20 protein-coding genes are annotated in these 24,815 nt (G+C 59.8%); 10 read left to right on the top strand and 10 right to left on the bottom strand.

Features of this window, described 5'->3' with window-relative positions; all coding sequences use genetic code 11:
• Positions 1-71 precede the first annotated feature (71 nt).
• Positions 72-5,168, bottom strand: coding sequence for a cytochrome (locus ABMC88_RS10005; protein WP_349576738.1), 5,097 nt, complete (start codon positions 5,166-5,168; stop codon positions 72-74).
• Positions 5,165-6,880, bottom strand: a complete 1,716-nt coding sequence (locus ABMC88_RS10010) for a tetratricopeptide repeat protein (RefSeq protein ID WP_349576739.1) — start codon at positions 6,878-6,880, stop codon at positions 5,165-5,167. Before ABMC88_RS10010 ends, ABMC88_RS10005 begins: the two co-directional genes overlap by 4 nt.
• A 722-nt stretch (positions 6,881-7,602) precedes the next feature.
• Here ABMC88_RS10010 and ABMC88_RS10015 point away from each other — a divergent pair.
• The 9 genes from ABMC88_RS10015 (at position 7,603) to ABMC88_RS10055 (ending at position 16,506) form a co-directional block, all read left to right on the top strand.
• Entirely contained in the window at positions 7,603-8,931 is a 1,329-nt protein-coding gene (locus ABMC88_RS10015; protein ID WP_349576741.1) for a DUF8225 domain-containing protein, read from the top strand.
• A 304-nt stretch (positions 8,932-9,235) separates the two neighbouring features.
• On the top strand, positions 9,236-10,813 hold the full coding sequence (locus ABMC88_RS10020) for an ABC transporter substrate-binding protein (RefSeq protein ID WP_349576742.1): 1,578 nt from the start codon (positions 9,236-9,238) through the stop codon (positions 10,811-10,813).
• A gap of 124 nt (positions 10,814-10,937) precedes the next feature.
• A complete protein-coding gene (locus tag ABMC88_RS10025) occupies positions 10,938-11,918 on the top strand; it encodes an ABC transporter permease (protein ID WP_349576898.1) in 981 nt (326 codons plus the stop codon).
• 1 nt (position 11,919) lies between these two features.
• Positions 11,920-12,864 (top strand): ABC transporter permease, encoded by a 945-nt coding sequence (locus ABMC88_RS10030; RefSeq protein WP_349576743.1) that lies wholly within the window; start codon positions 11,920-11,922, stop codon positions 12,862-12,864.
• A complete protein-coding gene (locus ABMC88_RS10035) occupies positions 12,861-13,274 on the top strand; it encodes a hypothetical protein (RefSeq protein ID WP_349576744.1) in 414 nt (137 codons plus the stop codon). Before ABMC88_RS10030 ends, ABMC88_RS10035 begins: the two co-directional genes overlap by 4 nt.
• Complete coding sequence (locus tag ABMC88_RS10040) at positions 13,271-14,248, top strand: ABC transporter ATP-binding protein (RefSeq protein ID WP_349576745.1); 978 nt, start codon at positions 13,271-13,273, stop codon at positions 14,246-14,248. Before ABMC88_RS10035 ends, ABMC88_RS10040 begins: the two co-directional genes overlap by 4 nt.
• Positions 14,248-15,210, top strand: a complete 963-nt coding sequence (locus ABMC88_RS10045) for an ABC transporter ATP-binding protein (RefSeq protein WP_349576746.1) — start codon at positions 14,248-14,250, stop codon at positions 15,208-15,210. Before ABMC88_RS10040 ends, ABMC88_RS10045 begins: the two co-directional genes overlap by 1 nt.
• Before the next feature lie 103 nt (positions 15,211-15,313).
• Positions 15,314-15,754 (top strand): type II 3-dehydroquinate dehydratase, encoded by a 441-nt coding sequence (aroQ, locus tag ABMC88_RS10050; RefSeq protein WP_349576747.1) that lies wholly within the window; start codon positions 15,314-15,316, stop codon positions 15,752-15,754.
• A complete protein-coding gene (locus ABMC88_RS10055; protein ID WP_349576748.1) occupies positions 15,751-16,506 on the top strand; it encodes a LuxR family transcriptional regulator in 756 nt (251 codons plus the stop codon). Before aroQ ends, ABMC88_RS10055 begins: the two co-directional genes overlap by 4 nt.
• Before the next feature lie 377 nt (positions 16,507-16,883).
• On the opposite strand, the gene tsf is transcribed toward ABMC88_RS10055, so the two are convergent.
• From tsf to ABMC88_RS10080, 5 genes are all read right to left on the bottom strand, one after another.
• Positions 16,884-17,756, bottom strand: coding sequence for a translation elongation factor Ts (tsf, locus tag ABMC88_RS10060; protein ID WP_349576749.1), 873 nt, complete (start codon positions 17,754-17,756; stop codon positions 16,884-16,886).
• A 65-nt stretch (positions 17,757-17,821) separates the two neighbouring features.
• The gene (rpsB, locus tag ABMC88_RS10065) at positions 17,822-18,685 is read right to left on the bottom strand and encodes a 30S ribosomal protein S2 (protein ID WP_349576750.1); all 864 of its coding nucleotides are present in this window, start codon (positions 18,683-18,685) and stop codon (positions 17,822-17,824) included.
• Positions 18,686-18,848: 163 nt separating this feature from the next.
• Entirely contained in the window at positions 18,849-19,685 is an 837-nt protein-coding gene (olsA, locus tag ABMC88_RS10070) for a lyso-ornithine lipid O-acyltransferase (RefSeq protein ID WP_349576751.1), read from the bottom strand.
• Complete coding sequence (gene olsB / locus ABMC88_RS10075; RefSeq protein WP_349576899.1) at positions 19,682-20,440, bottom strand: L-ornithine N(alpha)-acyltransferase; 759 nt, start codon at positions 20,438-20,440, stop codon at positions 19,682-19,684. Before olsB ends, olsA begins: the two co-directional genes overlap by 4 nt.
• 144 nt (positions 20,441-20,584) lie before the next feature.
• Positions 20,585-20,770: a DUF3553 domain-containing protein gene (locus tag ABMC88_RS10080; protein WP_349576752.1), complete on the bottom strand. Its 186-nt coding sequence runs from the start codon at positions 20,768-20,770 to the stop codon at positions 20,585-20,587.
• Positions 20,771-20,800: 30 nt separating this feature from the next.
• Between ABMC88_RS10080 and ABMC88_RS10085 the strand changes: the two genes are divergently transcribed.
• Positions 20,801-21,397, top strand: a complete 597-nt coding sequence (locus ABMC88_RS10085; RefSeq protein WP_349576753.1) for a histidine phosphotransferase family protein — start codon at positions 20,801-20,803, stop codon at positions 21,395-21,397.
• Here the strand turns inward: ABMC88_RS10085 and ABMC88_RS10090 are convergent.
• The 3 genes from ABMC88_RS10090 to obgE are packed head-to-tail and all read right to left on the bottom strand — an operon-like array spanning position 21,394 to position 24,800.
• Entirely contained in the window at positions 21,394-22,659 is a 1,266-nt protein-coding gene (locus ABMC88_RS10090; RefSeq protein WP_349576754.1) for a glutamate-5-semialdehyde dehydrogenase, read from the bottom strand. The genes ABMC88_RS10085 and ABMC88_RS10090 overlap by 4 nt on opposite strands.
• Before the next feature lie 12 nt (positions 22,660-22,671).
• Positions 22,672-23,778: a glutamate 5-kinase gene (gene proB, locus ABMC88_RS10095; protein ID WP_349576755.1), complete on the bottom strand. Its 1,107-nt coding sequence runs from the start codon at positions 23,776-23,778 to the stop codon at positions 22,672-22,674.
• Positions 23,766-24,800 (bottom strand): GTPase ObgE, encoded by a 1,035-nt coding sequence (gene obgE, locus ABMC88_RS10100; protein WP_349576756.1) that lies wholly within the window; start codon positions 24,798-24,800, stop codon positions 23,766-23,768. The genes proB and obgE overlap by 13 nt, the downstream gene beginning before the upstream one ends.
• Positions 24,801-24,815 lie beyond the last annotated feature (15 nt).

Consider the following 24,815-nt stretch of genomic DNA (forward strand, 5'->3'; position numbering starts at 1 on the left):
CGGGCTCCGAAGTGGCGAATATTCAGCGCCACGTTTCACGGCCCTGCACCCAAGGTCAATGGCGATTTGCCCTAGTCCTCGGAATGGGCCAGAAACTTGAGCGCCTGCAGGCTGGGCATAAAGAAATACCCGCCGCCGACTACGCAGCTAAAGTCCTGTGGCCCCGAGGGGCGTTTGACCGCTTGCGGGCCTTGAAGCTGCTCTTGGGCTTGCTCTTCGGGGGTGGCTTTTGGAGGGTGCAGGTCCAACAGCCACGATGTCTCGGAGCCTGCGATGATATATTCGTCCCCTTCGGTTTTTGTGCTGACCAACGGGTCAGGCCCATGCCGCCCGCCGTGGAACGAGGCAGAGTTCATCCAGGTTTGCTGCACAAACTCGAACTGGCGTTCGATATTGGCGTTAAAGCACATGAACAGCGTGCCTTTCTCCACCGCAGCCTGATCGCGCTGCGCGTAGGTACGCCCGCGCCGCAACAGGCGGTGGCGGTTGTTGATGCGCAGCTGCAGATCGCTTTCGGGGCGCAGGCTGTCGCGCGGGTTGGTGCGGCGGATATGCGAGCTGAACGGGCAATACAGCCCTTCGGGATCGTCGCGCCCGTGGCGGAAGTCATTGTCCGGCTCGATCGGCGCGTTATCAAAACGCGGCAGCGGCGCAAGGGCGGGGGCTGCGGCCTGCAACTGCGTACCAAGGGCCGTGATCTCCTTGATGAAGGCATCCCAATTGGCCTGCGACCACAAGACTTTGCCCTGAGCAAAACGGCTTGCGGGGTTTTCCTGCACATTCAGGACTTCTTGCACAACGTTGAGGGCCGCGTTTCCGTGGCCGTAACCGCTGTTTTGCAGTTTTCCAGGCACAGGGTCGAAATCCGCCACGCCCATCTTTTTAAGAAAACCTGCAACCAGATCGCCCACGTCGGGCAAGTCCTTGAGCTGCATCAAAAGCCTGCGGATATTGGTATGATAGCTGGCGCGGTTGCGCGTCGTGACCGAAATACTGGGATTACGGGTGAGCGAGCTGCCGTCTTTCCAGCGGCCAATCATCTTGGCGGCGACCCATTCGCGCCACCACAGCTCGTTCACATTGGCCGACCTTAGAAAAGGAACCTCCGGCATGTTGGACGAGATAGCGCTGTCTTCGTCCAGAACCGAAAAGGTGGCGCCGCTGACCATTTGCGGCGTGAGGGCTTTGTAGGCCTGCGGAGGTTCCTTGACCGTAATGGGGAACCTGCTGGGCGTATCGGGGGACGGCGGCGGGGCCAGCCTGCTGGCTTGATAGTTGACGAAATCATCGAACTTCTTTTCGTCATGCTTGAGCTGGCGAATGACCAAAAAGCTGCCGTTGCGGCCAAAGTCGCGGTACTCGTCCTCGTCGTGGCGCATGAATTGCGGCACATTGTCGATGACCGTCGGGTTGATCGAGGGCAGCGCCTGCGCGCCGCCATGGCGCAACGAGACACGCGGGCTGAGCGGTAGATACCCGCGGCTGTCGGGATAGCCCAGAATGAACTCTCCGGGGTCGACGATGTTGTCTTCCTCGCTTTGGCCTTTTGCAAAGGCCAGCGTGCCGCGCATGATGGGCTGTGAAATCCCGTCGCGGAAACCAAAGCCGTCGGTGGCGCGGGGTTGTTTGCTGTCGCCGCCTGTCCCTTCGGGCCGCGTGTCCGAGAATATGTGGTCGACTTCGCGCAACTTGTATTGCGTGGTCCATTCCTTGAATGATCCGTTCATCTTGTCCACGTGATCATCGCTAAGGGCATATTCCAGCACCACGGCATGTACGGTCATGGCGGTATCTTCGGGCAATGGATCGCTTTTGCGGCCGCGTGCGTGGGGCAGCGCGTCGCGCCAGCGCCAGATGTCGGGGTTTGTGGTGTCTGACAGATGATCGCCCACCAAACGGTCGCGTTTGGCCATTGCGTCGACAAAGGCGTGGGGCATTGTCGCCAACCCGTCCTCGACCGCATCGGGCATCCCCAGCTTTCGTAACCCTTCGGCCGAGAATGCAAGAAAGCGCACCGCGTTATTGGGATGTTCGTCGCCAAACGACAGGCTGCCCGCGACACGCAGGTTCGGCTCTTCCGCGTTGCCCGCCCCTTTGACCATCTCGGAAATCCACGCCTTGGCCAGTTTTGCATCGTCAAAGGCGACCATCCGCGCAGTCATCATGCGGTGACGGCCCAGCCCGTTGAACAGCAGCGTCTGCACCTGCTCTGTCTCGATGGCGTGGGCAGGGCGGGCAGGGGCGCTGAACAGCCGCTCCCAAGTGGTTTGTTGCGAGGCCGTGCGCGCCCGTGCCAGCCCGTCCCGCACCAGCGAATTGGTGCGGATCACATCTGTCGTCAGCTTGGGAAAGCGCGCAAACCAGAACAGCGTCGGCACCTGCTGGCGGCGCACCCAGCGTTTAAAGTTATCGCCGTCCTCGGCACCGTCCAAGATCCACCAGTTGGTTTTGGGAAAACCCACCGCGTTGTTCCACGCCGCCGTTTGGCCACCGTGGACTTTGGTAATAAAATCCTCAAGATAGCTTTCCCAGCTGCCGTCATAATGTGCCTGAAAGATCAGCTTTTCAGTGCCTTTCAGGCGGAACCATTTTGCATAGTGGATCGTGGCAAAGTCAGTCACAAAACCGGGGCGGAACCACAGTTGCCCCATCTTTTTGACCGCAAACAACGACACGGCAAAGGTGAGCTTGCGAAAGAACCCAGGTTTGAGCGTACTGACACTGGTCAGGTGGTTTTGCATGTGGCCGGGCAGGTCTTCCATCTCTTGAATGGCGGCCAGATGGTCGTGGCTGGCATAACGGGTGTCAGGCTGGTCGCGGCGGTTCTCGTGATACCACAGCACCGCAGCAAAGATCAGCGCGCCCGACATGATCAGCAGCGGCGGCAGCCACCACACCGTGACATAGCCCACAGGCGGCACCCACCAAACGCCAAAGATCAGCGCAAAGAACGCAGGCAGGATCAGCGCTGCCAGCACAAACACCGCATAGCCGATCAGCTGGGTCTGGTTGGTAAAGAGGCTGATGATGAAGGAGCGGAAACTGCGCGTCTGCATCCGCGAAAAGCGCGGGAAACGGTCGGACGGGCGATAGAGCAAATGCCCGAACCGCGCATTCAGATCAGGATCATTCAAGATCACGTTGCGCATTCCGGCCAGATCGCTCACCGGTGTTTCATAAAGCTTGTCTGCGGGCGTGTCCTTTACCTCTTCGCGGGACGAGAGCCATTCATAAAGGGCGTGCTCTTGCGCGATCTGCGCGACCGAGAATTCGCCCGTGCCGACAAAGTTCAACCCGATCGAGCCATAGGGCCGCGTCTGGAAAACCTCCATGTTGCCAAGGACAAGGGCGGCAAAGCTGGGGGTTTCGCCGAAGCTCTTGATGGCTTTGCTGCGGGCCGCGTCCTTCGTCTCTAAATGCACGACCAGCGGATCAAGAAGGGCATGGGCGTGGTCGTTGATACGCGCCAGCGCCTGTTCGGCAGGACCGTCCACGGCAAAATCCACAAGGATCGCAAATTCGGGCGCGTCTTCCTCGCCCAGATCAATCAGGTTGAGGCTGGCGAAGTGCACGATGCCTGTGTCGCACAGCGCGTGTTTCAGCCGCCCATCCACGGGGATAACGCCCTGTTCTGTATCGTTCAGATCGCGCAGCGCGGCGCGCACGGCTTCGGCATCTGCACCCTCGCGCAGCGCAATGCCTGCCGTGATCATCGTCTGGTTGCGGTGCCCTTCGCGAGGCGCATAGCTGAACCTCATCGACGACAAAAACGGGCCGGATCGCTTGATCTGGCGGCGTTTGGAGGCAATCGCGATCTCGGGCTGGGCCAGCAGTCGGCGCAGCGTTTCCGAGATGACGGCCTTGGCCCAATATTCGCCGATGCATTCGTGGATACCTGCGCCAAACATCAGATCGCGGGCAGCGGGCGGCGCGTGCACGTCTTGGGTTTTATTGGGGGAAAAGGCGTTGGGCGCGCGGAATTTGCGCGGGTCGCGCATGGCGATGGCCGTGGCGGCGATCACGACCGTGCCGGGCGCAATGCCCGCAAGGGCGGTGTCTTTTGCATCGTCGGGCAGGGGGGCCGTGGTGCGCACCCGAAACTGCCCCGGTGCCAAGGCGGGATTAAAGCGGGCGACCTCGAATATATAATCGGTAAAGGCATCGCGGGCGGTAACGGCGGCGTCCGTGCCTTCGGCGCTTCGCGCAGCCAATGCCAGATAAACCGCGTGGCTGAACCAGTCGCGGCGTTTGTTGAGTTGCAGCAATATGCCGCCCGCCGACATGGTGTTGGTCGGCACAAATCCTGTAATCAGGCCAAACATCATCGCCCGCACCGATGCGGCATTCTCGGGGGTCAGCGGCCACGCATCGGCATCATCACGGTTATCGGCGGCATAACCATCGACAAGCCGTTGCAGCACGCCAATCCGCACGGGTTTGCGCGGGGCGTCTTTCAGATCGGGCGTTTTGAGGTGGCGCACATAGGCGGCGATATTGGCATCAAGGATTTCACGCAAACGCCGCGCCGCGATGGAGGCTTGCGCACGGGTGACGGCGCTGCCTGTGGGGTCGGCAAACAACAGCGCTGTGCCCGCCATGGAGTAGGCCGCGAACTGGTCCGCGTCCTCTGTCTCAATCCCGTAGACGGACAGGCAGACCTCGGCGGCGACACGGGTGACCAGATCACCGGCTGCGTTGATCTCTCCGCCTGCGTCATGCAGCAGGGCATCGGTGATGGTGGCGCTGGGTTGGCGCAGGTCGCGCTCGACATCGACGTCTTTGAAGGCTGCCAACATCCGCGCCAGTTGGTCGTCATGCAGTGCGCCGTCATCACCCAAAGCGAAATTCACACCGCCCGTCATCTCGGTCATCTCGAGGCCAAAGGGAACCTCGAACGCCGCGTGGTTGCGCAGCACCATCGACACGTCATCATAGCGGGTGACGGCGGTGAAAATGCCAAACACATTGAGCCGCGGGAAGAACCGCTGCCCCAAAGGCAACAGCACCGATTTCAGCCCCCATTGCGTTGCCGCCCCCGTGACACGCCCCACAAACGAGGGGTTGAGCTTGTCCAGCGAAAACTCGGTCTCGCGCAGGTCGGTGCGGGACGTATCAATGCGCATGGCCTGACGGATTTTCTGATAATTATCGGCAAATTTGAATTTCATAGACTTGTACCCGTCGCTTTGGCCCGTTTGGGGTTGCCGACAAACGCCCCCGCTGCGCGCAACTTCTCGAGCATGTCGGCGTTCACGCCCCTGTCCTCGAAGGGCAGCCATTCGATGTCCGTCTCGTTGAGGCCGCTGCGGCTGTCGCGCAATGCCGTGAGCGACCGCTCGGCCGCGCCTGCCATGCCTTGACCTGTGTTGGACAAGAACCGCACCAGATGCGCGTACCAATAGGCAGGCCGCAGCATCAGCGCCTCGTCCGCAAAGGCCAAAGCCTCGTCGTAGTTGCCGATCAAATAGGCCGCCATCGCCAGTTCCCCCAGAAAGTAGAACTTTTGCTGGTCATGGGGCGACAGGATCAGGGCGCGTTGCAGATGCTTGAGCGCCTCTTCGGGCTTGCCACTGAGAATACAATTACTGCCTTGCTGCGCGTGGGCAATCGCCAGAGAGGGGCACAGCTCGATTGCGCGGGCGGTGAACTGATAGGCGGATTTGTGATCCAGAAGCCAGCAATTGGCCGTGCCCACAATCCAGTAGGCCCGCCCGTCGGTGTTATCCAGACGGATGGCCCGTTGCGCCACTGCACGCCCCTTGAGAATGTCGTCGCGCGCACTGCGTGACGCCCACGACTGCCACAGCAGGCTCCACGCCAGATGCACATGCGCATCAACCGAGCGTTCGTCCAGTGCGATGGCCTGCTCGAACAGCTTTTGCGCCTCGGCGCTGTCGTGTTTTGTCAAACGGTTCAAATGCCAACGCCCGCGCCAGACCAGATGTGCGGTTTGCGGGTTGCTTGGGTTTATCACCGGGGTCTGGCGTTCGTGAAACACGCTCACTTGGGCGCCCAGATTACCGGCGATTTCGCTGGCGACCTGCACCAGAACATCTGTCCCTTCGGGCAGGTTGATCGGAAAATTCCCCGACCATACAATCGTCTGCTCAGGACAGCGCAACAGCTCTAGCCGCAGCAGATACGCGTCTTCGCCCCCCTCCAGACTGCCCGTAACGACATAGTCGGCATCGACCGCCTGACCGAATTCTTCAATGGTTTGGGTCCGCTGGTTCGCCTCCTGCGAAGAGTTGCGCGAGATGATCGACAAAGAATGCTGACGCGAAAGCTGCTCGAGAATGGCCTCGCTCAGCCCCTCCCACAGATAGGGAGACGGCTTGCCACGGCCCCGAAAGCTAAGCGGTTTGAGCGCGATGATCGGCGTGTAATCCGCTGGAATGGGCTGCGCGGGCTGCGGCGCAATTGCGGAGACGGCAGCAAGGGCAGGGGCATCGGCCTTTTCAATCTGCTCTGCCCAATAGCTCCGCTGTTCGCGCAGCCAGCTTTTGAATTCACGGTCGGGTATTTCGAGATCTTCCAGAAACGTCCCCGTGGGCCCCAGAGTTGTATCCAGACCCGCGCTTTCTATTTGGCGCACGTCTACGGTGATCTTGTCCAGATCCAGTGTGATGGCCTGTCGGCTGGCTGTGATAACACCGTAGCCATCCAACCGCGCCCGAAGATCGCGCAGGCTTTGGCGCAGGCTGGCCGCACCCTCGGCCTGGCCGCGGTCGCTCCAAAGTTTGTATTGCAGCCATTTGCGGCCCCGCTCCCCCTGAGGAGACACCGCCAGAAGCGCCAGAACGGCGCGGGTCTTCAGGCCGGGAATCTTGATGACCGTACCATCACCACTGCAAAGCGTGAACGGTCCCAGCAGGTCCAACTTCAACCCATGCGTGCAAGCTGTTTCATCGGACGGAATCTCAAATACTCCAATACGTTGGTCGATAGTTAACTTTAGTTGGCTATTCACGATTTCGTCAATCGGTGGCCGCTTTCTTGTCACGTCACGTTGCGCGGGAATATCGCAGCGCAAGCGCCGCCGCACATCCCTTTGGGATAAGGTCAAAGACTAGCCGCATCACGGCACAAAATAATAGGTGAGCAGGCAATAAAACGCGCCGTTTACCACATTATTCGCGCATAATTCACGGTAGATTCACGCAGGCCCCTCGAAACAACCAAAACGTGTGATCTATAATGCCCGTATTACGTCACGCGCAACGGTGGGGGTCACGATGCAGTTTTTTCAGTCAAACGCCCCATCGGGCAGGCAGGGTGTAGACCTCGTACGTCTACAGCACGCACCCACGGCAGTTACCGCCGGCCTTTGTGACCTAAAGTCGCGACCAGAGCCAACATACCGGCCCTGTTACCATATCTACCTTGCCCGGGAATTCGGGCAGGGGCCAAAGACGGCAACGAAACAATGGATCGAAAGTGCTTTCCCCAGCGCGCAGGTCTTCGCCGTTGTACCCTTCAATTTCGGAGCGGCCTTGTAAGTGTGGTGGCAGTGTCTGGTGGTTCTGGTCGTGCATTTTGTCGGTGTCCCGCTGGCTTGCCTCAGAAAGACCTGAGGGCACTGCGACAAGAAGGTATTTAAGCATGATTGAATATTCTAAAGTACTTTTTGATCACCAAGAGCCGCGCATGGCCTTGCCCGGATACCTGAATGACGTAGCTCCCCAGCACGCTGTTCTTTGGAATGGTATTGTCAACGGGTTACTGGACAAGGCTGTGCGCGACGCACATGAAAATTACGCAGGGCAGGGGTTTGACCTGCCAGTCCAGATTGTCGCCGACGGGGACAGCGATCTGAACGCAGGGCTGATCCAGCAAACCTGGCCGGCCTATCCACAACGCTATGCCACGGCCTTGGGCACCCAAAACACGGACGAGTTTTTGTGCCACCGCTCCGATGTTGGCGTGCAAGGGCGATTGGGGCAGGAAGAATACCTTGAATGGCGCGATGTGCATGACGCGGACGGGCGGCTGCTGCGGGTCGAGATGACCACAGAGACACGCGATTACTGGGCCTTCCTTGCATCCGTCGATCCAGAGCAAACCCTGCAACTGCTGGCTGATTTTGCACGGGTCGACACGATTGATCCGCGGGATGTCTTTGGCACGCATGATCCGTTCGGCATTGACAGCACGCCTGCGCTGCGCAAATGCGCTTTCCTAACTGAAATGGCCCGCAGCGCCTATAATCAACCGGTCCGAGGAGACTTCAACAACGGATCACAAGCCATTGCTTTTATGTCAAATTCAGCGAATAGCCTTGCGGCCACGATCAACTTGTTTGCCCATGGTGCTTACCCGTTTGGCACAACCGATGGCAGCCGGGCGCTGACGGGGCCAGAGCTGATTGCGACCATGCCGTTCGGGGCCGCCGCCGACTGCCGCAACTCGGATCCCAATATATTCGGCACCGCCATTTCGCACGCTTGGGACGGCCGCAAGTTGGCGCTTGCCAATCCGGCGGGCATCTACATCAAAAACGCAGGCCGCACGGGTGACCTGTTGCTGCCTGACAAAATCACACCTGTGCCAGCGCACTGGATCAAGTTTAGCCGCGGCACGCAAGTCGTTCAAAACGGGATAGATTTCTCATTCTTCCAGCGCCTCGTCGTCGAGCCTGATCCAGACAGCGGGCTGGTTCTGGGGGACTTGATTGTCGCGCAGACGGGGCAGCCCGTGACAAGCGGCGTGGACATCGCACGGCTGGTGACGATCGCGCTCTATATGAAAACCTCCAAGGCCAATGTGTCGAGCGACTTTGAAAAAGTGGCTTTGGCACCAGCGCGCACAGCCAACCGCGACAATCCCAAAGGCCGCGCGTACCGCGACGTGCATGCGGTCTATGGCGCGTTTCTGGAGGATCAGAGCGCCCAAGGCCTAAGTTTATCGTCACGGGCAATGCGCGGCGGGTAGCGACATGAGGCAACCGTGCCAAACCGCTGATCGTGCGCGGGAATAGGTGCCGGCACACAGGTCCGCATACTGCACTCCATATTGCTTATAATCAGTATTATGTTAAGCTAAGGATGTACACACATCTGCTTTGCGCCACTGCGCGACAAAAACAGCCGCTCAGCCACAGTTTGACGCGATCACGTGGCCCTCAGCGCAAAATAGTGAACCAAAGTTATTGCCACCGGACCAATTAGCCGTAGAGTTCCCACCAAGGTATTCGCGCAGACACCTGTGACGGATCCACCGATTAGGGAGATAACAAATGAAGAACCTCACGCTTTTGTCGATGGCCGTATTGCTGTCATCCACCGCACTTGCCAGCGCCGAGACGCTGCGATGGGCCCGTGCCGGCGATGCGCTGACGCTAGACCCCCACGCCCAGAACGAAGGCCCGACAAACGCCTTGGCCCACCAGATGAGCGAGCCGTTGGTTATGCGCGACATGGCGGGCACGATGGTGCCGGCGCTTGCCACCGAATGGGCACCCTCGTCCGATGATCCTAACGTCTGGGTGTTCAAGCTGCGCAGCGGCGTGACCTTCCACGACGGTGCCGCGTTTGATTCCGAGGATGCGAAGTTCAGCCTTGAGCGTGCGATGTCAGAAAACAGCGACCACAAGGCGCTGCTGGCCTCTGTCACGGAAATCCGCGCACCTGATGCCATGACGGTCGAAATCGTGACCGATGGTCCGAACCCGATCATGCCCAACAACCTGACCAACATCATGATGATGGACAAAGGTTGGGCCGAGGCGAATAACGCTGTCAAAGTACAGGATGTCGAGGGTGGCGAAGACACTTTTGCCGCCAAGAACGTGAACGGCACCGGCGCCTACAAGCTGGTCAGCCGTGAGCCTGACGTGAAGACCGTCATGGCCATCAACGAAAATTACTGGGGCAAAGACGAGTTTGCCATGGACGTGACCGAGATCGTCTATACCCCGATCCAGAACGCCGCGACCCGTGTTGCCGCCTTGCTGTCGGGTGAAGTTGACTTCATTCAGGACGTGCCGGTCCAGGACCTTGCCCGCGTGTCGGGCACCGACGGGTTGGATGTGCGCACCACGCCGCAAAACCGCGTTATCTTCTTTGGCATGAACTCGGGCGATGCGGATCTGACCACCGATAACGTCGACGGCAAAAACCCGTTTGCCGATGTGCGCGTGCGTCAGGCGATGAACATGGCCATCAACCGCGATGCGATCAAACAGGTCGTGATGCGCGGCCAGTCAGAGCCTGCGGGCATGATCGCCCCACCCTTTGTAAACGGCTGGGACGCGGATATGGATGCCTCCTCCAAGACCGATCTGGACGCCGCCAAGGCGCTGATGTCCGAGGCAGGTTACAGCGACGGCTTCTCGATCACGCTGAACTGCCCCAACGACCGCTACATCAACGACGAGGCGATCTGTCAGGCGGCCGTGGGCATGTATGCCCAAATCGGTGTGAAAGTGAACCTTGATGCGCAACCCAAGGCGCAGCACTTCCCGCTGATCAACACGCTGGCGACAGATTTCTACATGCTGGGCTGGGGCGTGCCGACCTACGATTCCGAGTATATCTTTAACTTCCTCGTGCACAGCCGTGACGACAAATACGGCGCATGGAACGGCACGCGCTTCGGCGATGCCGAACTTGATGCAAAGATCAAAGGTCTTGCCTCTGAAACCGATCTGGACAAGCGCAACGCGATGATCTCCGAGATTTGGGAGGTTGTGCAATCCGAGGCGCTTTATGTGCCGATCCACCACCAGGTCCTGAACTGGGGCATGACATCGCGTGTGGATACCGTCGTTGCGGCCGATGACACGGCACAGTTCAAATACTTCAAGATGAAGTAAGCGACTGATCCATGACACCATCAAGGGCGGTGCCACGCGTGCCGCCCTTTTTAATACGCCCTCCCCCTTACAATCGGCCGCTGTGTCCCTTGACCCCGTGGCCCTCAATCTGTCTGTTTGGCCCATGCTTGCCTTTATCATTCAACGCATCGTGCAATCCGCCCTTGTCCTGCTGGTCGTAGGGCTGGTCGCGTTTTCTATGTTCCGCTTCGTCGGTGATCCGGTGGAAAACATGCTGGGGCAGGAGCGCACGATGGCAGATGTCGAGCGGCTGCGCACGCAGCTGGGCCTTGATCAGCCGTTTCCCGTGCAATATTTCAAATTCCTCAGCAACGCCGCCAACGGCAACTTCGGCGTCAGCTATCGCCAGGGCCGCCCTGTTTCCGAAATCCTGATTGAACGCGCCCCCGCCACGCTGGAGCTGGCCGCCGTCTCGGGGTTTCTGGCGATTGTGGTGGGCATCGGTCTGGGCGTCTTTACCGCCATCAGGCGCGACGGATTTGCCGCCAATATGATTATGTCACTGTCGCTGATCGGGGTGTCGCTGCCGACCTTCCTCATCGGGATACTTCTGATCTACCTCTTCTCGGTCGAGCTGGGCTGGCTGCCCAGTTTCGGGCGCGGTGACGTGGTGCAGATCGGGTGGTGGAGCACGGGGTTCCTGACCAAATCTGGCCTTCAGGCGATCATCCTGCCCGCCATCACCCTCAGCCTGTTCCAGATGACCTTGATCATGCGGCTTGTCCGCTCTGAAATGCTGGAGGTTTTGCGGCAGGATTATATTCGCTTTGCCCGCGCACGGGGCCTGCGCGAGCGGGCGGTGAATTTTCGCCACGCGCTCAAAAACACGCTGGTGCCGGTGATTACCGTGACGGGGTTGCAGCTTGGCTCGATCATCGCGTTTGCGATTATCACCGAGACGGTGTTCCAATGGCCCGGCGTGGGATTGCTGTTTATCAACGCGATCCAGTTTGTCGATATTCCTGTCATGGCGGCCTATCTGATGATGATCTCGGTCATGTTTGTGGGCATCAACCTGATCGTGGACCTGCTGTATTTCTGGATTGACCCGCGCCTGCGCGCCGACCGAAGCGGAGGGCATTAAGATGACCGACACCCCTACCCCCGTCAAAGACCCCTCACGCCTGTCACTCGCGCTGCAAAGCGACTTTTTCTACGCCTTCAAACGCTCGCCGGTGGCGGTGGTCAGCTTTGTGGTGGTGTTGATTATGGTGCTGGGCGCGGTCTTTGCCCCGCTGATTGCGCCGCATAACCCGTTTGATCCTGCCACATTGAACCTGATGAACGGGTTCTCCGCGCCGATGCAGCCGAATGCGTTTACTGGCGATGTCTTCTGGCTGGGCACCGATGATCAGGGCCGTGATGTGTTCTCGACCATCCTCTACGGCATGCGCATATCGCTGTTTGTGGGGGCTGCGGCGGTGGCTTTTGCGATGGTGCTGGGCATCACGCTGGGCTTGCTTGCGGGCTATGTCGGCGGCTGGACCGAGACAATCATCATGCGCATTGCGGATGTGCAGCTGACCTTTCCGGCGATCCTTGTAGCGATGCTGATCTTTGGCATCGCCAAGGGCATCACTCCGGTCGAGTACCGCGACCAGATGGCGATCTGGGTGCTGATTATCGCGATTGGTTTGTCTGACTGGGTGCAATTTGCCCGCGTTGTGCGCGGTGCGACGTTGGTCGAAAAGAACAAAGAATACGTCGCCGCCGCCCGCCTGATCGGGCGCACATCGCCCGCAATCATGCTGCGCCACATCCTGCCCAACGTGCTGTCGCCCGTCCTCGTGATCGCCACCATCTCGCTGGCGCTCGCTATCATCGCCGAAGCGACACTGTCTTTCCTCGGCGTAGGCGCCCCGCCCACACAGCCCTCGCTTGGCACGCTCATCCGCATCGGCCAAGGCTTCCTGTTCTCGGGCGAGTGGTGGATCCTGCTCTTCCCCGCCATAACACTGCTGGCACTGGCACTGGCGGTAAACTTGCTGGGCGACTGGCTGCGCGACGCGCTTAATCCGAGGTTGCGATGAAAAATACTATCTATATCGCCGCTCTGTGCATACCCAGTTTGGGCTTAGCGGAGGACAATAAGGCACCTGCTTTCGATCAGCGTGGAGCTGTTCTATGCAGTTATGCGATCACTCTGATGGTTCAAAACTATGCTTCAAAATGTTCAGATGACGCACAAGCATCTGCATGGCTTTTGAATGTTTTGGACAATCACCGAGATTTTGTAGGAAGGAATGGCCCTGCGTCGCAGTTGGAATTGGATGCATTTGAAGCAAATAATCTTCCAGATGTCTCAGAACAGAAGCTGTGCAGTGATCCAGGGACAAAAGGGTTTTTCGAAAACATCGTGAAAAACAAAGATAGCTTTCGAGCTGAAATCGCGAAGAGCTTTAGCGTAGATCGAAAGCCAGTCTGGAATCCGTGCCTATGACAAACCCCATCCTCTCCATCCGCAACCTCACCGTTGAAATCCCCACGCGCCACGGCATCCTGCGGCCTGTGGACGGCATATCCTATGACATCGCTGCGGGGGAAATCCTTGGCATCGTGGGCGAATCCGGTGCGGGGAAGTCTATGGCGGGCAACGCCGTGATTGGCCTCCTGAACCCGCCTGCCCGCATCACCAAGGGTGAGATTTACGTGAACGGGGCGCGGATTGATCAGCTGAAGGGCGATGCGATGCGGCGCTTGCGCGGCAAAGAGATCGGGATGATCTTTCAGGACCCGCTCACCTCGCTCAACCCGCTGCTGCGCATCGGCGACCAGCTGAGCGAGACGATCATGGCGCATCTGGACGTCAGCCGCGACGAGGCGCAGCGCCGCGCGGTGGCTGCCTTGGAGGAGGTCGGTATTCCGGGGGCGGCCGAGCGTGTCGACAGCTATCCGCATGAATTCTCGGGCGGGATGCGTCAGCGGGTGGTGATTGCGCTGGCGCTATGTGCCGAGCCGAGCCTGATCATCGCGGACGAGCCGACAACCGCGCTCGATGTCTCGGTGCAGGCGCAGATCATTGCGCTGCTGAAAAAGCTGTGCCGCAACCGTGGCACTGCCGTCATGCTGATCACCCACGACATGGGCGTGATTGCCGAAGCCACCGACCGCGTGGCGGTGATGTATGCGGGCAAACTGGCCGAGTTGGGGCCCGTGCGCGATGTACTGGGCAGCCCGCGCCACCCTTATACCCACGGGCTTATGGGCTCGACCCCGCTGGCGTCGCGCGGCAAGGCGCGGCTGCACCAGATCCCTGGTGCCATGCCCCGTCTTGATGCCCTGCCCCAAGGCTGCGCATTCCACCCCCGATGCCCCTATGCCCAAGACGGCTGTACGGTGGGCGACAGCCCTGCCCTGCAAAACGGCGTCGCCTGTCTTCGCCCGCTTGGCACCCCCGCACAGGAGACCGCATAATGGCGCTTGTTTCAGTCTCTGGCCTGACCCGCATCTTTGATGTCTCGAAACCATGGCTCAACCGCGTGGTCGAGCAGCGCAAGAAGGCCTTCCTGACCGCTGTCAGCGATGTCAGTTTTGAGATCGAGGAGCGCAGCGTTTACGCGCTGGTGGGCGAAAGCGGATCGGGCAAATCCACCATTGGCAAAATGCTGGTGGGGCTTCTGGGCCCCTCCGAAGGGGCGGTGGAAATCCGCGGTGTCGATCTGGCCCGAGAGCAAGACCGCGCAAAGGTCGACGCCGTGCGGGCCGACATCCAGATGATCTTCCAAGACCCGTTCGCCTCGCTCAACCCGCGCTGGCGGGTGCGCGATATTATCGCCGAGCCTGTTGCCGCACGCGGTGGCGACACCACGGGCCTGTCCGAGCGTTTGTTGGAGCAGGTCGGCCTGTCGGCGCGTGATGCGGGCAAGTTCCCGCACGAGTTTTCCGGCGGGCAGCGCCAGCGTATCTGCATCGCCCGCGCGCTCGCCAGTGAGCCGCGCCTGATTGTCTGCGACGAGCCGACCAGCGCGCTCGATGTTTCGGTGCAGGCGCAGGTGCTCAACCTGATGAGCGACCTCAAGGACCAGCTGGGCCTGACCTATCTGTTTATCAGTCACGACCTGACTGTAGTGCAGCATATGGCGGACCGTGTCGGGGTCTTGTATCTAGGGCGTCTGGTCGAAGAAGCCACCCCCGAAGACCTGTTCGACGATCCCAAACACCCCTACACACAGATGTTGCTGGCCGCGGCCCCCAAACTGGACGAGTTCGGGCGCGATGTGCCCCCCCCCACGGGCGAGATTCCGGACCCGATTAACCCGCCCTCCGGATGCGCCTATCACCCGCGTTGCCCGTTGGCGACGGATGTCTGCAAAACCACCCGCCCGCCGATGCGGATGTTGCGCGGGGCCAAGGTTGCGTGCCATCTGGCACAGTAAACGCGGATTATTCACGGTAGTTCAACCATAGAGCGCAGCCGTCACCTAGACAGAGCTGCGCAAGGCTGCCAAAATTTAGACAAGTTTTAACGGTGGTAGTCTCATGACCTCGGTCCTTATCCTCAACGGTCCTAATCTTAACCTTCTGGGCACCCGCCAGCCCGAAGTGTACGGCCGCACAACGCTGGCCGATGTGGAGGCGTCCTGCGCGGCCCATGCGGAAAAGCTGGGCCTTGATGTGGTGTGTACGCAGTCCAATCACGAAGGCGCGCTGATCGATGCGATCCATGCCGCCAAGGGCGTGCATGGCGGGTTGGTTATCAACGCAGGCGCCTATACGCACACCTCGATCGCGCTGATGGATGCGGTTGCCTCGGTTGAGCTGCCCGCGGTTGAGGTGCATCTAAGCAATATCCACGCCCGCGAGGAGTTTCGGCACGTGTCCTATCTGTCGAAAGTCGCCGTCGGGCAAATCTGCGGCTTTGGGGCGCAGAGCTATCTGATGGCGCTGGACGCGCTGGCGCATAGGTTCACCATATCATGAACTTGCGAGACTATCTTCTGACCGTCGCAGACAGCCAAAGCATCGAAGAGCTTTGGGAAGCGCATGTGGAGAAGATGGCCGAGTTCGGCTTTGACCGGCTACTTTATGGGTTCACCCGCTACCGCACGTCAACGTCGCTGGGCGATCCCAGTGATTTTATCATCCTGACAAACCACAGCCGCGCCTACACGGACGTCTTTCTGGACGAGGGCCACTATTTCCACGCGCCCATGGTCCGCTGGGCGCTCGCCAATGAGGGCGCCAAAAGCTGGAAGTTGCTGGCCGATATGGAGCAGAGCAAAACGCTCAGCCCCGCAGAGCGGCGGGTGCTGGAGTTCAACCGCGACATGGGCGTGACCGCTGGCTATTCGATCAGCTTCAAATCAATCTCCGCCCGTGCAAAGGGGGCCATCGCGCTGACCGCACGGGCGGGCATGGACCAAGCGGCGACTGACGCGATCTGGGCCGTGCATGGCCGCGATATTACGTTGATGAACAACATCGTTCACCTGAAAATCATGACCCTGCCCTATACTGCGCCCAACCGTACGCTGACCGTGCGGCAACGCGAAGTTCTGGAATGGGTAGGCGATGGGAAGACAACGCAAGACATCGCATTGCTGATGGGGCTAACGTCTGCCACCGTCGAAAAACACCTGCGCCTTGCCCGCGACGCTCTGGCGGTTGAAACCACAGCCCAAGCTGTGATGAAAGCCGCATTTGCAAATCAAATGTTCATTGTAGACGCCTGAAACAACAGGACTATTACCCTAGGTAAGGTATACCATACTATGCAAAGGGGAACGGTTAAGCGATATTACCATTACCAGACCATTAAGGCTAAGCTGGTTTGGTGAGAGGCCCGAATATCTTTGGTATTACAAAGCTCTATCGGGTTCCCGGCACCAGACAGACCGTTTTCAGGTCTGACTGGCCGGAACAAAATGGCCTCTGCTCTCCCCAGAGCTTAGATCTTTTGAGGGGGCTCATTGCACGGCGCGGTTTTCAGCAATGAAGGCCGCGCCGTTGTTCTTGTTCTGCTGACAAGTTTGCCGCGATTGCAGTACCGGCACAAGAAAAAAGGGCAGCACCAAAGCGCCGCCCTTCTTAAGCTGATTGATCCGTTGGATCAGGTGTTCATTTTGGCCACTTCGGCTGCGAAATCTTCTTTCACAACTTCGATGCCTTCGCCCACTTCAAGACGCACAAAACCCGTGATGGTCGCACCGGCCTCGGCTGCGGCGGCACCGACAGTCAGGTCAGGGTTCACAACGAAAGACTGGTTCACCAGCGTGACTTCGGCCATGTATTTTTTCATACGGCCAACGATCATCTTTTCGATCACGGCTTCTGGCTTGCCGCTTTCGCGGGCGATGTCCATCTGGACCTGCTTTTCTTTCTCGACGACGGCTGCGTCCAGATCATCCTCGGACAAGGACGCGGGGTTCACAGCAGCGATGTGCATCGCAACCTGTTTGCCGAACGCATCGTCGCCACCGGTCATTGCAACCAGAACGCCGATTTTACCCATGCCGGGTGCCGCTGCGTTGTGCACGTAAGAAACGACTGTGTCGCCCTCAAGTGCTGCCATACGGCGCACGGACATGTTCTCACCGATTACGGCAACTGCGTCTGTCACGGTCTGCTCGACGGATTTGCCATCCATGTCAGCCGCTTTCAGCGCGTCGATGTCTGCGACACCGGTCGCGACAGTTGCAATGCCTGCAACCATTTTCTGGAAGTCGGCGTTCTTGCCAACGAAGTCGGTCTCGGAGTTGACTTCAACCGCAACACCGCGGCCGCCTTCAACGCTAACTGCCACAAGACCCTCTGCCGCGGTACGGCCGGATTTCTTGGCCGCTTTTGCGAGGCCCTTGGTGCGCAGCCAGTCAACCGAGGCTTCCATGTCACCGTTGTTTTCAGTCAACGCCTTCTTGGCGTCCATCATGCCTGCGCCTGTCGCTTCGCGCAGCTCTTTAACCATAGATGCTGTAATTGCCATCGCTATGGATCTCCTATTATGGGGTGTGCATTCGGGGCAGGTGATCCCTGCCCCGTGTTGGCGGCTTACGACTTTGCGTCAGCAACCGTGTCCGCTTTGGATTCAATGTCCAAAGGTGCATCTTTCGACATTGCGTCATTTGAAGCTGCTTCCTGTGATGCGCCGCCCAAAGGCATGTCGGCCACGGCTTCTTCTTCAGGAGCTTCCTCCATCGCGCCCAGATCAACACCTGCTGCGCCCAGTTGGGCGGACATGCCGTCAAGAGCCGCACGTGCTGCGAGGTCTGTGTAGAGCGCGATTGCGCGTGCCGCGTCATCGTTGCCCGGAATGATGTAGTCGATGCCATCTGGCGAGCAGTTGGTGTCAACCACGGCTACAACCGGAATACCCAGCTTGTTGGCTTCGGCAATGGCCAGCTGCTCTTTGCGCACGTCGATGACAAAGATCAGGTCAGGACGGCCGCCCATTTCGCGGATACCGCCAAGGGATGCCTGAAGCTTGCCTTGGTCACGTTCCATGCCCAGACGCTCTTTTTTCGTCATGCCGGAGAAGCCGATCTCGGATTGCTCGTCGATGTGCTTGAGGCGCTGGATGGATTTGGACACGGTCTGCCAGTTGGTCAGCGTGCCGCCGAGCCAGCGGTGGTTCATGTAATACTGAGCGCATTTTTCTGCGGCGTCTGCGATGGGCTGTGCGGCCTGACGCTTTGTACCAACAAAAAGAACGCTGCCGCCCTTGGCGACGGTGTCACGGATGACTTTCAGCGCTTCGTCCAGCATTGGGACGGTCTGTGTCAGATCCATGATGTGGATGCCGTTACGCGCGCCGTAGATGTACGGACCCATACGTGGGTTCCAACGCTGCGTTTGGTGGCCGAAGTGTACGCCTGCTTCAAGCAGTTGGCGCATGGAGAACTCTGGAAGAGCCATGTCTTTATACCTTTCCGGTTTAACCTCATCGGGGGCATGACCCACGGGATGCGGGCCAACCGGCGGAGCATTTGGGATTTCTCCCCATCTACCCCATCCCCGATTGCGGGATTTAAGTACGCGTGCCGTACCCCACCGCCCCAACAGGCGCAAGTGTTTTTTGCTATGTTTGAGGTGCCAAAAGCCGCATATGCGCATCCCGCACGGCATGCTCACACGCCAGCGCCAGTGCTTTGCGGTTGGGATAGTCCGACACCTTCAGCGGTGTGCCATAGATCACGTCGATCCGACCTTGGCGTGCAGGCGCCAAAGTGGCCAGCAGATGCGGGCCAAAATCCATGTCCCCCCACCAGCCATAAAACCGCGGATCGGCCCCCTCAGGCGCAAGATAGCGCACGGCCACGGGCTGTACCGCGATCTGATCGCGCAGCCCTTCGGCAAAGAACGACTGGAACAGCGTGGTTTTGAACGGCAGAACTTGTTGACCGTCCGTGCTGGTGCCTTCGGGAAAAAACAGCAGCTTGTGGCCCGCCAGAAGCCGCTGCTGAAACAGCTCTGTCTGTAGCTTTGCGCGTGCGGGGTTGCGTTCAATAAAGACGGTGCCAGTGGCGCGGGCCAGCCAGCCGATACCGGGCCAGCGGGCGACCTCGGATTTGGAGACAAAATAGATCCGCTTGGACGCGTTGAGCGTGAAAATATCCAGCCAGCTGGAGTGGTTCGCCACAACCGCCCCGCGTCCCTGCATGGGCGTGCCCGTCACCCGCAGCGTAATGCCAAGCACGGCAAAGGCCGTGCGGCACACGAATTGCGTAATATAGGGCGTGACGGGGCGGCGCATCCCGAACAAGGGCCGCTCGATCAGGCGGCACAGCAGCAAAACGGCCAAGCCGCCGAACACCAGCACCGCCAGAACAGCACCGCGCAGAATAACCCGCAGCCAGCCCATCACGCCAAACTGCCCGCGTGCAGGGTGTGCGCTTGCGTCCCAAGGTGTGTTCATCCGCCCTGCCCCCCAAAAAGAGCGGCCCTGCGGGCGGTCATCTGCGCCGTCTCCATCACCAGACAGACATCGGTTGTGTTAAAGCTGTGGTCCACAAACGCCCCCTCACCGACGCACCCGCCCATCCGCAGATAGGCCTTTATCAAGCCCGGAACCTGCACCATCGCGGCGCGGCGGTCCAGCGCATCAGGGGCGATCATGTCAAGTGACGTTGCGGGCGCATGGGCGCGCACCCGAAGATGCGCAGGCGCCAGATGGCGGTGGTGTAGCAAGGATAGCGGTGCCGCTAATGCCTGCGGATCCGTGCCGCGAAAGCTTGCAACACCGAACAGCACCTCGATCCCCTGCGCCGTGACATAACGGGCAAGCCCGCCCCACAGATACCGCAACGCCGCGCCACCGCGATAGTCGCGATGCACACAAGACCGCCCCAGCTCTAACAACCGTTTGCCGCTGGTCTTCAGCGGCGTCAGGTCATATTCGCTTTCCGAGTAGTAGCCCCCCGCGGCCTGCGCGCCTTCCTCTGTCAAAATCCGGTAAACGCCCAGCACATCGGTGCTGTCGGTCTTCGTCAGGATCAAGTGGTGGAAGAACGGGTCAAACCGGTCCTGCTCGCGGCGTGCGGCGTGGTCAACCATGGGGCCAGTGCCGCCCAGCTCTTTGATGAACACGTCATAGCGCAGGCGTTGGGCCGCGTGCAGCTCCTCCTGCGTGGTGGCAAGTTTGACGCAAAATCCGCCGTCCACGGCGGGCATCAGCATGGCTGCCCCCCAGCCAGCGGGACAGCCGCTTTGGTGGTGCGGATTGGCAACACTTTTCCGTCTAACAAAACACAACCTGCGGTTGGTGCATTCACTATTTCCTTAAACCAGTTACAGTTTGTTAACCAAGTTGTAGTTTTAATCATCTTGGTAGACGGGCAGCACGCCGATCCGGGCGCTGTCGATTACGACTTTCCCGGCATCCCTGAAATTTACTGTGAGTTTTCCGTTGATGTTACTTTGCACCTGCCCCACCCCCCAATTCGGCTTGTCTGGATGCCGGACCAACATGCCCGGTGTCGCCATCGCGTTAAGATCTTCCATCACTCTAACTCCTGTCACGGGGGGCGCACTATGATCCAAAAGAATACCGATTTCGCCGCCCTGATCGGCAGCCGGATTTGTCACGATCTCATATCGCCAATCGGCGCGATCAACAACGGGATTGAGCTGTTGGAGATGAGCAAACCCGCGCCGAGCCCCGAAATGTCCCTGATTTCGGAAAGCGTGTCGAGTGCGAGCGCACGCATCCGCTTTTTCCGCATCGCGTTTGGCGCGGCAGGTGACCAGATGGTTGGCCGCCCCGAGATCATGTCGATTGTCGAAGATGTCTATAGCGGCGGGCGGCTCACCGTTGCCTGGGGGCCGCTGGACGGGCAGATGCGCGGCGACTTGCGGCTGTCGTTCCTGGGGCTGTTATGTCTGGAAACAGCAATGCCCTTCGGTGGCCGGATCGAGGTTGAGCAAAACGGCAATGCGATTGTGCTGAAAGGCCATGCAGATAAATTCATCCTTGATGACAGCCTGTGGGAGCGGTTGGACGGCAAACCTGGCTCAAGTGATCTGCGCCCCGCCCATGTGCAATTCGGCCTGTTGCCGATGATTGCCAACGATGAAGGTAAGGCGATCAAGACCGCCTATACCCAAACCATGCTCTCGATCACCCTTTAGGCACGCACTGTCCCGTCACCCGTCACAAGGTATTTGAAGCTGGTCAGCTGCACCGCGCCCACAGGACCGCGGGCGTGCATCTTGCCTGTGGCGATCCCGATCTCTGCCCCCATCCCGAACTCGCCGCCATCCGCAAACTGGGTCGAGGCATTGTGCATCACGATCGCACTGTCGAGGGTGTTCATGAACTGTGTTGCGGTCCCTGCGTTCTCGGTCAGAATACAGTCAGTGTGGTTAGAGCCGTACTGACGGATATGCGCCACCGCGTCTTCGACGCTATCGACGGTTCTGGCGGCGATGATCATATCCAGATATTCGCGCCCCCAATCGTCCTGGGTTGCCGGGGTTGTCCCTGCCACCTGTGACAGCGTTTCATCCGTGCGCACCTCGACGCCTGCGTCGATTAACGCCCGCAACACGCCCTGCCCGATGGTGGCCGCAACATCACGGTGGATCAAAAGACACTCGGCTGACCCGCAGATGCCCGTGCGCCGCGTTTTTGCGTTCAACACGACTTTCAACACTTTTTCCGCATCCGCTGCCTTGTCGATATAGATATGCACGATCCCCTCGAGGTGGGCAAAAACGGGCACCCGCGCCTCGCGTTGCACCAACCCGACCAATCCTTTGCCGCCGCGGGGCACAATCACGTCAATCGTATCGGTCATGGTCAGCATCTGCTGCACAGCGGCGCGGTCACGGGTTGGCACCAACTGTATCGCGTCTGCGGGCAGGCCCGCGTCGCGCAGCCCTTGTTGCAGACAGTCATGCAGAAGCTTTGACGAATGAAAACTCTCCGAGCCGCCGCGCAGGATCACCGCATTGCCCGCCTTCAGGCACAGCGCGCCCGCATCGGTGGTCACATTGGGCCGCGATTCATAGATGACGCCGATGACGCCCAAGGGCGTGCGCACGCGGCGGATGTTGAGGCCGCTTGGTTGCTCCCACTCGGCCATGACCTCGCCCACGGGATCGGCCTGTTCGGCAATCGCGCGCAGCCCGTCGATGATGCCCTGCACGCCTGCCTCGTCCAGCTTGAGCCGGTCCAGCATCGCCGCACTCAGCCCCTTGTCGGTGCCATAGGCCATGTCTTGCGCGTTGGCTTCATAGATCTCCTCACGGCGCTTCCAGATCGTTTCCGCCGCCGAGATAAGGGCCGCGTGCTTACGCTCGGCCGTGGCGACGGCAAGGGCGCTGGCCGCAGATTTCGCCCGTGTGCCCATGTCCTGCATCAGCGCGGAAATATCGGTTTCTTGGGTCATAAGAGGTCTCCTTCAAAGGGCCATGTCGTCGCGGTGGATCAGGGCAGCACGGCCCGGATAACCAAGTATGGTTTCAATCTCGGCGCTTTGGTGGCCTTTGATCAATGCCGTCTCATCGGCGGAATAGCGCGTCAGGCCCGTGCCGATCACCGCGCCGTCCGGCCCTGCAATCGCCACCGCATCCCCGCGCCCGAAATCACCGCTTACCTGCGTGATGCCTGCAGGCAGCAGGCTGTTGCCGCGTCCCAAAGCCGCCACTGCGCCGCTGTCCAGTGTCACCTGCCCCGCAGGTTTCATCGCCCCGATCCAGCCCTTGCGGGCCGCTTGGGGGTCGGTCTGGGCGGTGAACCATGTGGCGTTCGCGCCTTGGACCAGCGCCGTCAATGGCCGCAACACCGATCCTTCGGTGATCGCCATCGCACAGCCCGCCGACACGGCGGTTTTTGCGGCCATCACCTTGGTTTTCATGCCACCCTTGCTGAGCCCTGATCCCGCGTCACCCGCCATCGCTTCGATCTGCGGGGTGATCCGGTCGATCACGTCATAGCGCGTGGCGGTCGGGTCATCGGCGGGATTTGCGCTGTAGAAACCATCAACATCGGACAGCAGGATCAGCTGATCCGCCCCCACGGTCACCGCGATCTGGGCGGCCAATCGGTCGTTATCGCCAAATCTGATCTCATCCGTGGCGACGGTGTCATTCTCGTTCACAATCGGCACCGCACCGAGGCCCAGCAGCGTCTCAAGCGTGGCGCGACTGTTGAGGTAGCGGCGGCGGTTGGCGCTGTCCTCCAGCGTGACCAGCACTTGCGCGGTGGTGATGCCATGGGGGGCAAGGACTTCTTCGTAGGCGCGGGCCAGACGGATCTGCCCGACGGCGGCGGCGGCCTGCGATTGCTCTAACGCCAATGGCCCAAGCCCCAGCGCCAAAACACCCCGCCCCAGCGCGATGGAGCCTGACGACACAAGCACCACATCCGTGCCGCCCTGTTTCAGCATCGCCACATCTTGTGCAACCGAGGCCAGCCACTCACTGCGCAACGCGCCCGTGTCACGGTCCACCAATAAGGCCGAGCCGATTTTTACAACGACCCGTTTAGCGTCGGTCAGGGTTGCCACGGCGCCTGCTCCCCGGTGGCGTTCTGGCGCAGGCGGTCCGCGTCGATCCGCGACCGCAAGGCGCGTAGCACTTCGACGGTGTTGGTCCGCGCCACGCCAGACATGGGCATCACGGAGCCACCACATGCTTTTTCCAATTCAGCACGGGCACTTGCCAGCTCTTCTTCATCCAATGCATCGACTTTGTTCAGCACCGTGACACGCGGTTTGTCCGCCAGCTCTCCGCCGTAGGCTTCCAGCTCACCAATGATGGTATGATAGTCCTCGGCGATCGTTTCAGAGGTGCCATCGACCAGATGCAGCAGCACTGCACAACGCTCTACGTGGCCAAGGAAACGGTGGCCAATGCCGCGCCCTTCATGCGCACCCTCAATCAGGCCGGGGATGTCGGCGACGACAAATTCAGTGTTATCCACACCCACCACGCCCAGATTTGGGTGCAGCGTGGTAAAGGGATAATCTGCGATCTTGGGTCGCGCATTGGAGGTGGCCGCCAAAAACGTCGATTTGCCCGCATTCGGCAGGCCCAACAGACCCACATCCGCAATGAGCTTCAGCCGCAGCCAAAGAGTGCGTTCTACCCCGTCTTGGCCGGGGTTGGATTTGCGCGGGGCCTGATTGGTCGCGGATTTGAAATGCAGGTTGCCCCAGCCGCCATTGCCGCCCCGCGCCAGTTGCACGCGCTGGCCCAGCTCGGTCATGTCGGCGATGACAGTTTCCTGATCTTCGTCCAGCACTTCGGTGCCCACGGGCACGCGCAAGACAATGTCGTCACCGTCCTTGCCTGTGCGCTGCTTGCCCATACCGGGCTGGCCGTTTTTGGCAAAGAAGTGCTGCTGATAGCGAAAGTCGATGAGCGTGTTCAGCCCGTCCACCGCCTCGGCCCAGACCGAGCCGCCGCCGCCGCCGTCGCCGCCATCAGGACCGCCATATTCGATGTATTTTTCGCGGCGAAAGGAAACGCAGCCGCCCCCGCCCGCGCCGGACCGAATGTAGACTTTGGTGAGATCGAGGAACTTCATGTGGTATCCTAGTAG

This window comes from Sulfitobacter aquimarinus, from assembly GCF_040149565.1.
Taxonomy (GTDB): Bacteria; Pseudomonadota; Alphaproteobacteria; order Rhodobacterales; family Rhodobacteraceae; genus Sulfitobacter; species Sulfitobacter aquimarinus.

Excerpts from the sequence above, each read along its gene's own strand:
- ABMC88_RS10005 (WP_349576738.1), bottom strand. The coding sequence starts at position 5,168 with ATGAAATTCAAATTTGCCGATAATTATCAGAAAATCCGTCAGGCCATG.
- ABMC88_RS10015 (WP_349576741.1), top strand. The coding sequence starts at position 7,603 with ATGATTGAATATTCTAAAGTACTTTTTGATCACCAAGAGCCGCGCATG.
- ABMC88_RS10020 (WP_349576742.1), top strand. The coding sequence starts at position 9,236 with ATGAAGAACCTCACGCTTTTGTCGATGGCCGTATTGCTGTCATCCACC.
- ABMC88_RS10025 (WP_349576898.1), top strand. The coding sequence starts at position 10,938 with ATGCTTGCCTTTATCATTCAACGCATCGTGCAATCCGCCCTTGTCCTG.
- ABMC88_RS10030 (WP_349576743.1), top strand. The coding sequence starts at position 11,920 with ATGACCGACACCCCTACCCCCGTCAAAGACCCCTCACGCCTGTCACTC.
- ABMC88_RS10035 (WP_349576744.1), top strand. The coding sequence starts at position 12,861 with ATGAAAAATACTATCTATATCGCCGCTCTGTGCATACCCAGTTTGGGC.
- ABMC88_RS10040 (WP_349576745.1), top strand. The coding sequence starts at position 13,271 with ATGACAAACCCCATCCTCTCCATCCGCAACCTCACCGTTGAAATCCCC.
- ABMC88_RS10045 (WP_349576746.1), top strand. The coding sequence starts at position 14,248 with ATGGCGCTTGTTTCAGTCTCTGGCCTGACCCGCATCTTTGATGTCTCG.
- aroQ (WP_349576747.1), top strand. The coding sequence starts at position 15,314 with ATGACCTCGGTCCTTATCCTCAACGGTCCTAATCTTAACCTTCTGGGC.
- ABMC88_RS10055 (WP_349576748.1), top strand. The coding sequence starts at position 15,751 with ATGAACTTGCGAGACTATCTTCTGACCGTCGCAGACAGCCAAAGCATC.
- tsf (WP_349576749.1), bottom strand. The coding sequence starts at position 17,756 with ATGGCAATTACAGCATCTATGGTTAAAGAGCTGCGCGAAGCGACAGGC.
- rpsB (WP_349576750.1), bottom strand. The coding sequence starts at position 18,685 with ATGGCTCTTCCAGAGTTCTCCATGCGCCAACTGCTTGAAGCAGGCGTA.
- olsA (WP_349576751.1), bottom strand. The coding sequence starts at position 19,685 with ATGAACACACCTTGGGACGCAAGCGCACACCCTGCACGCGGGCAGTTT.
- olsB (WP_349576899.1), bottom strand. The coding sequence starts at position 20,440 with ATGCCCGCCGTGGACGGCGGATTTTGCGTCAAACTTGCCACCACGCAG.
- ABMC88_RS10080 (WP_349576752.1), bottom strand. The coding sequence starts at position 20,770 with ATGGAAGATCTTAACGCGATGGCGACACCGGGCATGTTGGTCCGGCAT.
- ABMC88_RS10085 (WP_349576753.1), top strand. The coding sequence starts at position 20,801 with ATGATCCAAAAGAATACCGATTTCGCCGCCCTGATCGGCAGCCGGATT.
- ABMC88_RS10090 (WP_349576754.1), bottom strand. The coding sequence starts at position 22,659 with ATGACCCAAGAAACCGATATTTCCGCGCTGATGCAGGACATGGGCACA.
- obgE (WP_349576756.1), bottom strand. The coding sequence starts at position 24,800 with ATGAAGTTCCTCGATCTCACCAAAGTCTACATTCGGTCCGGCGCGGGC.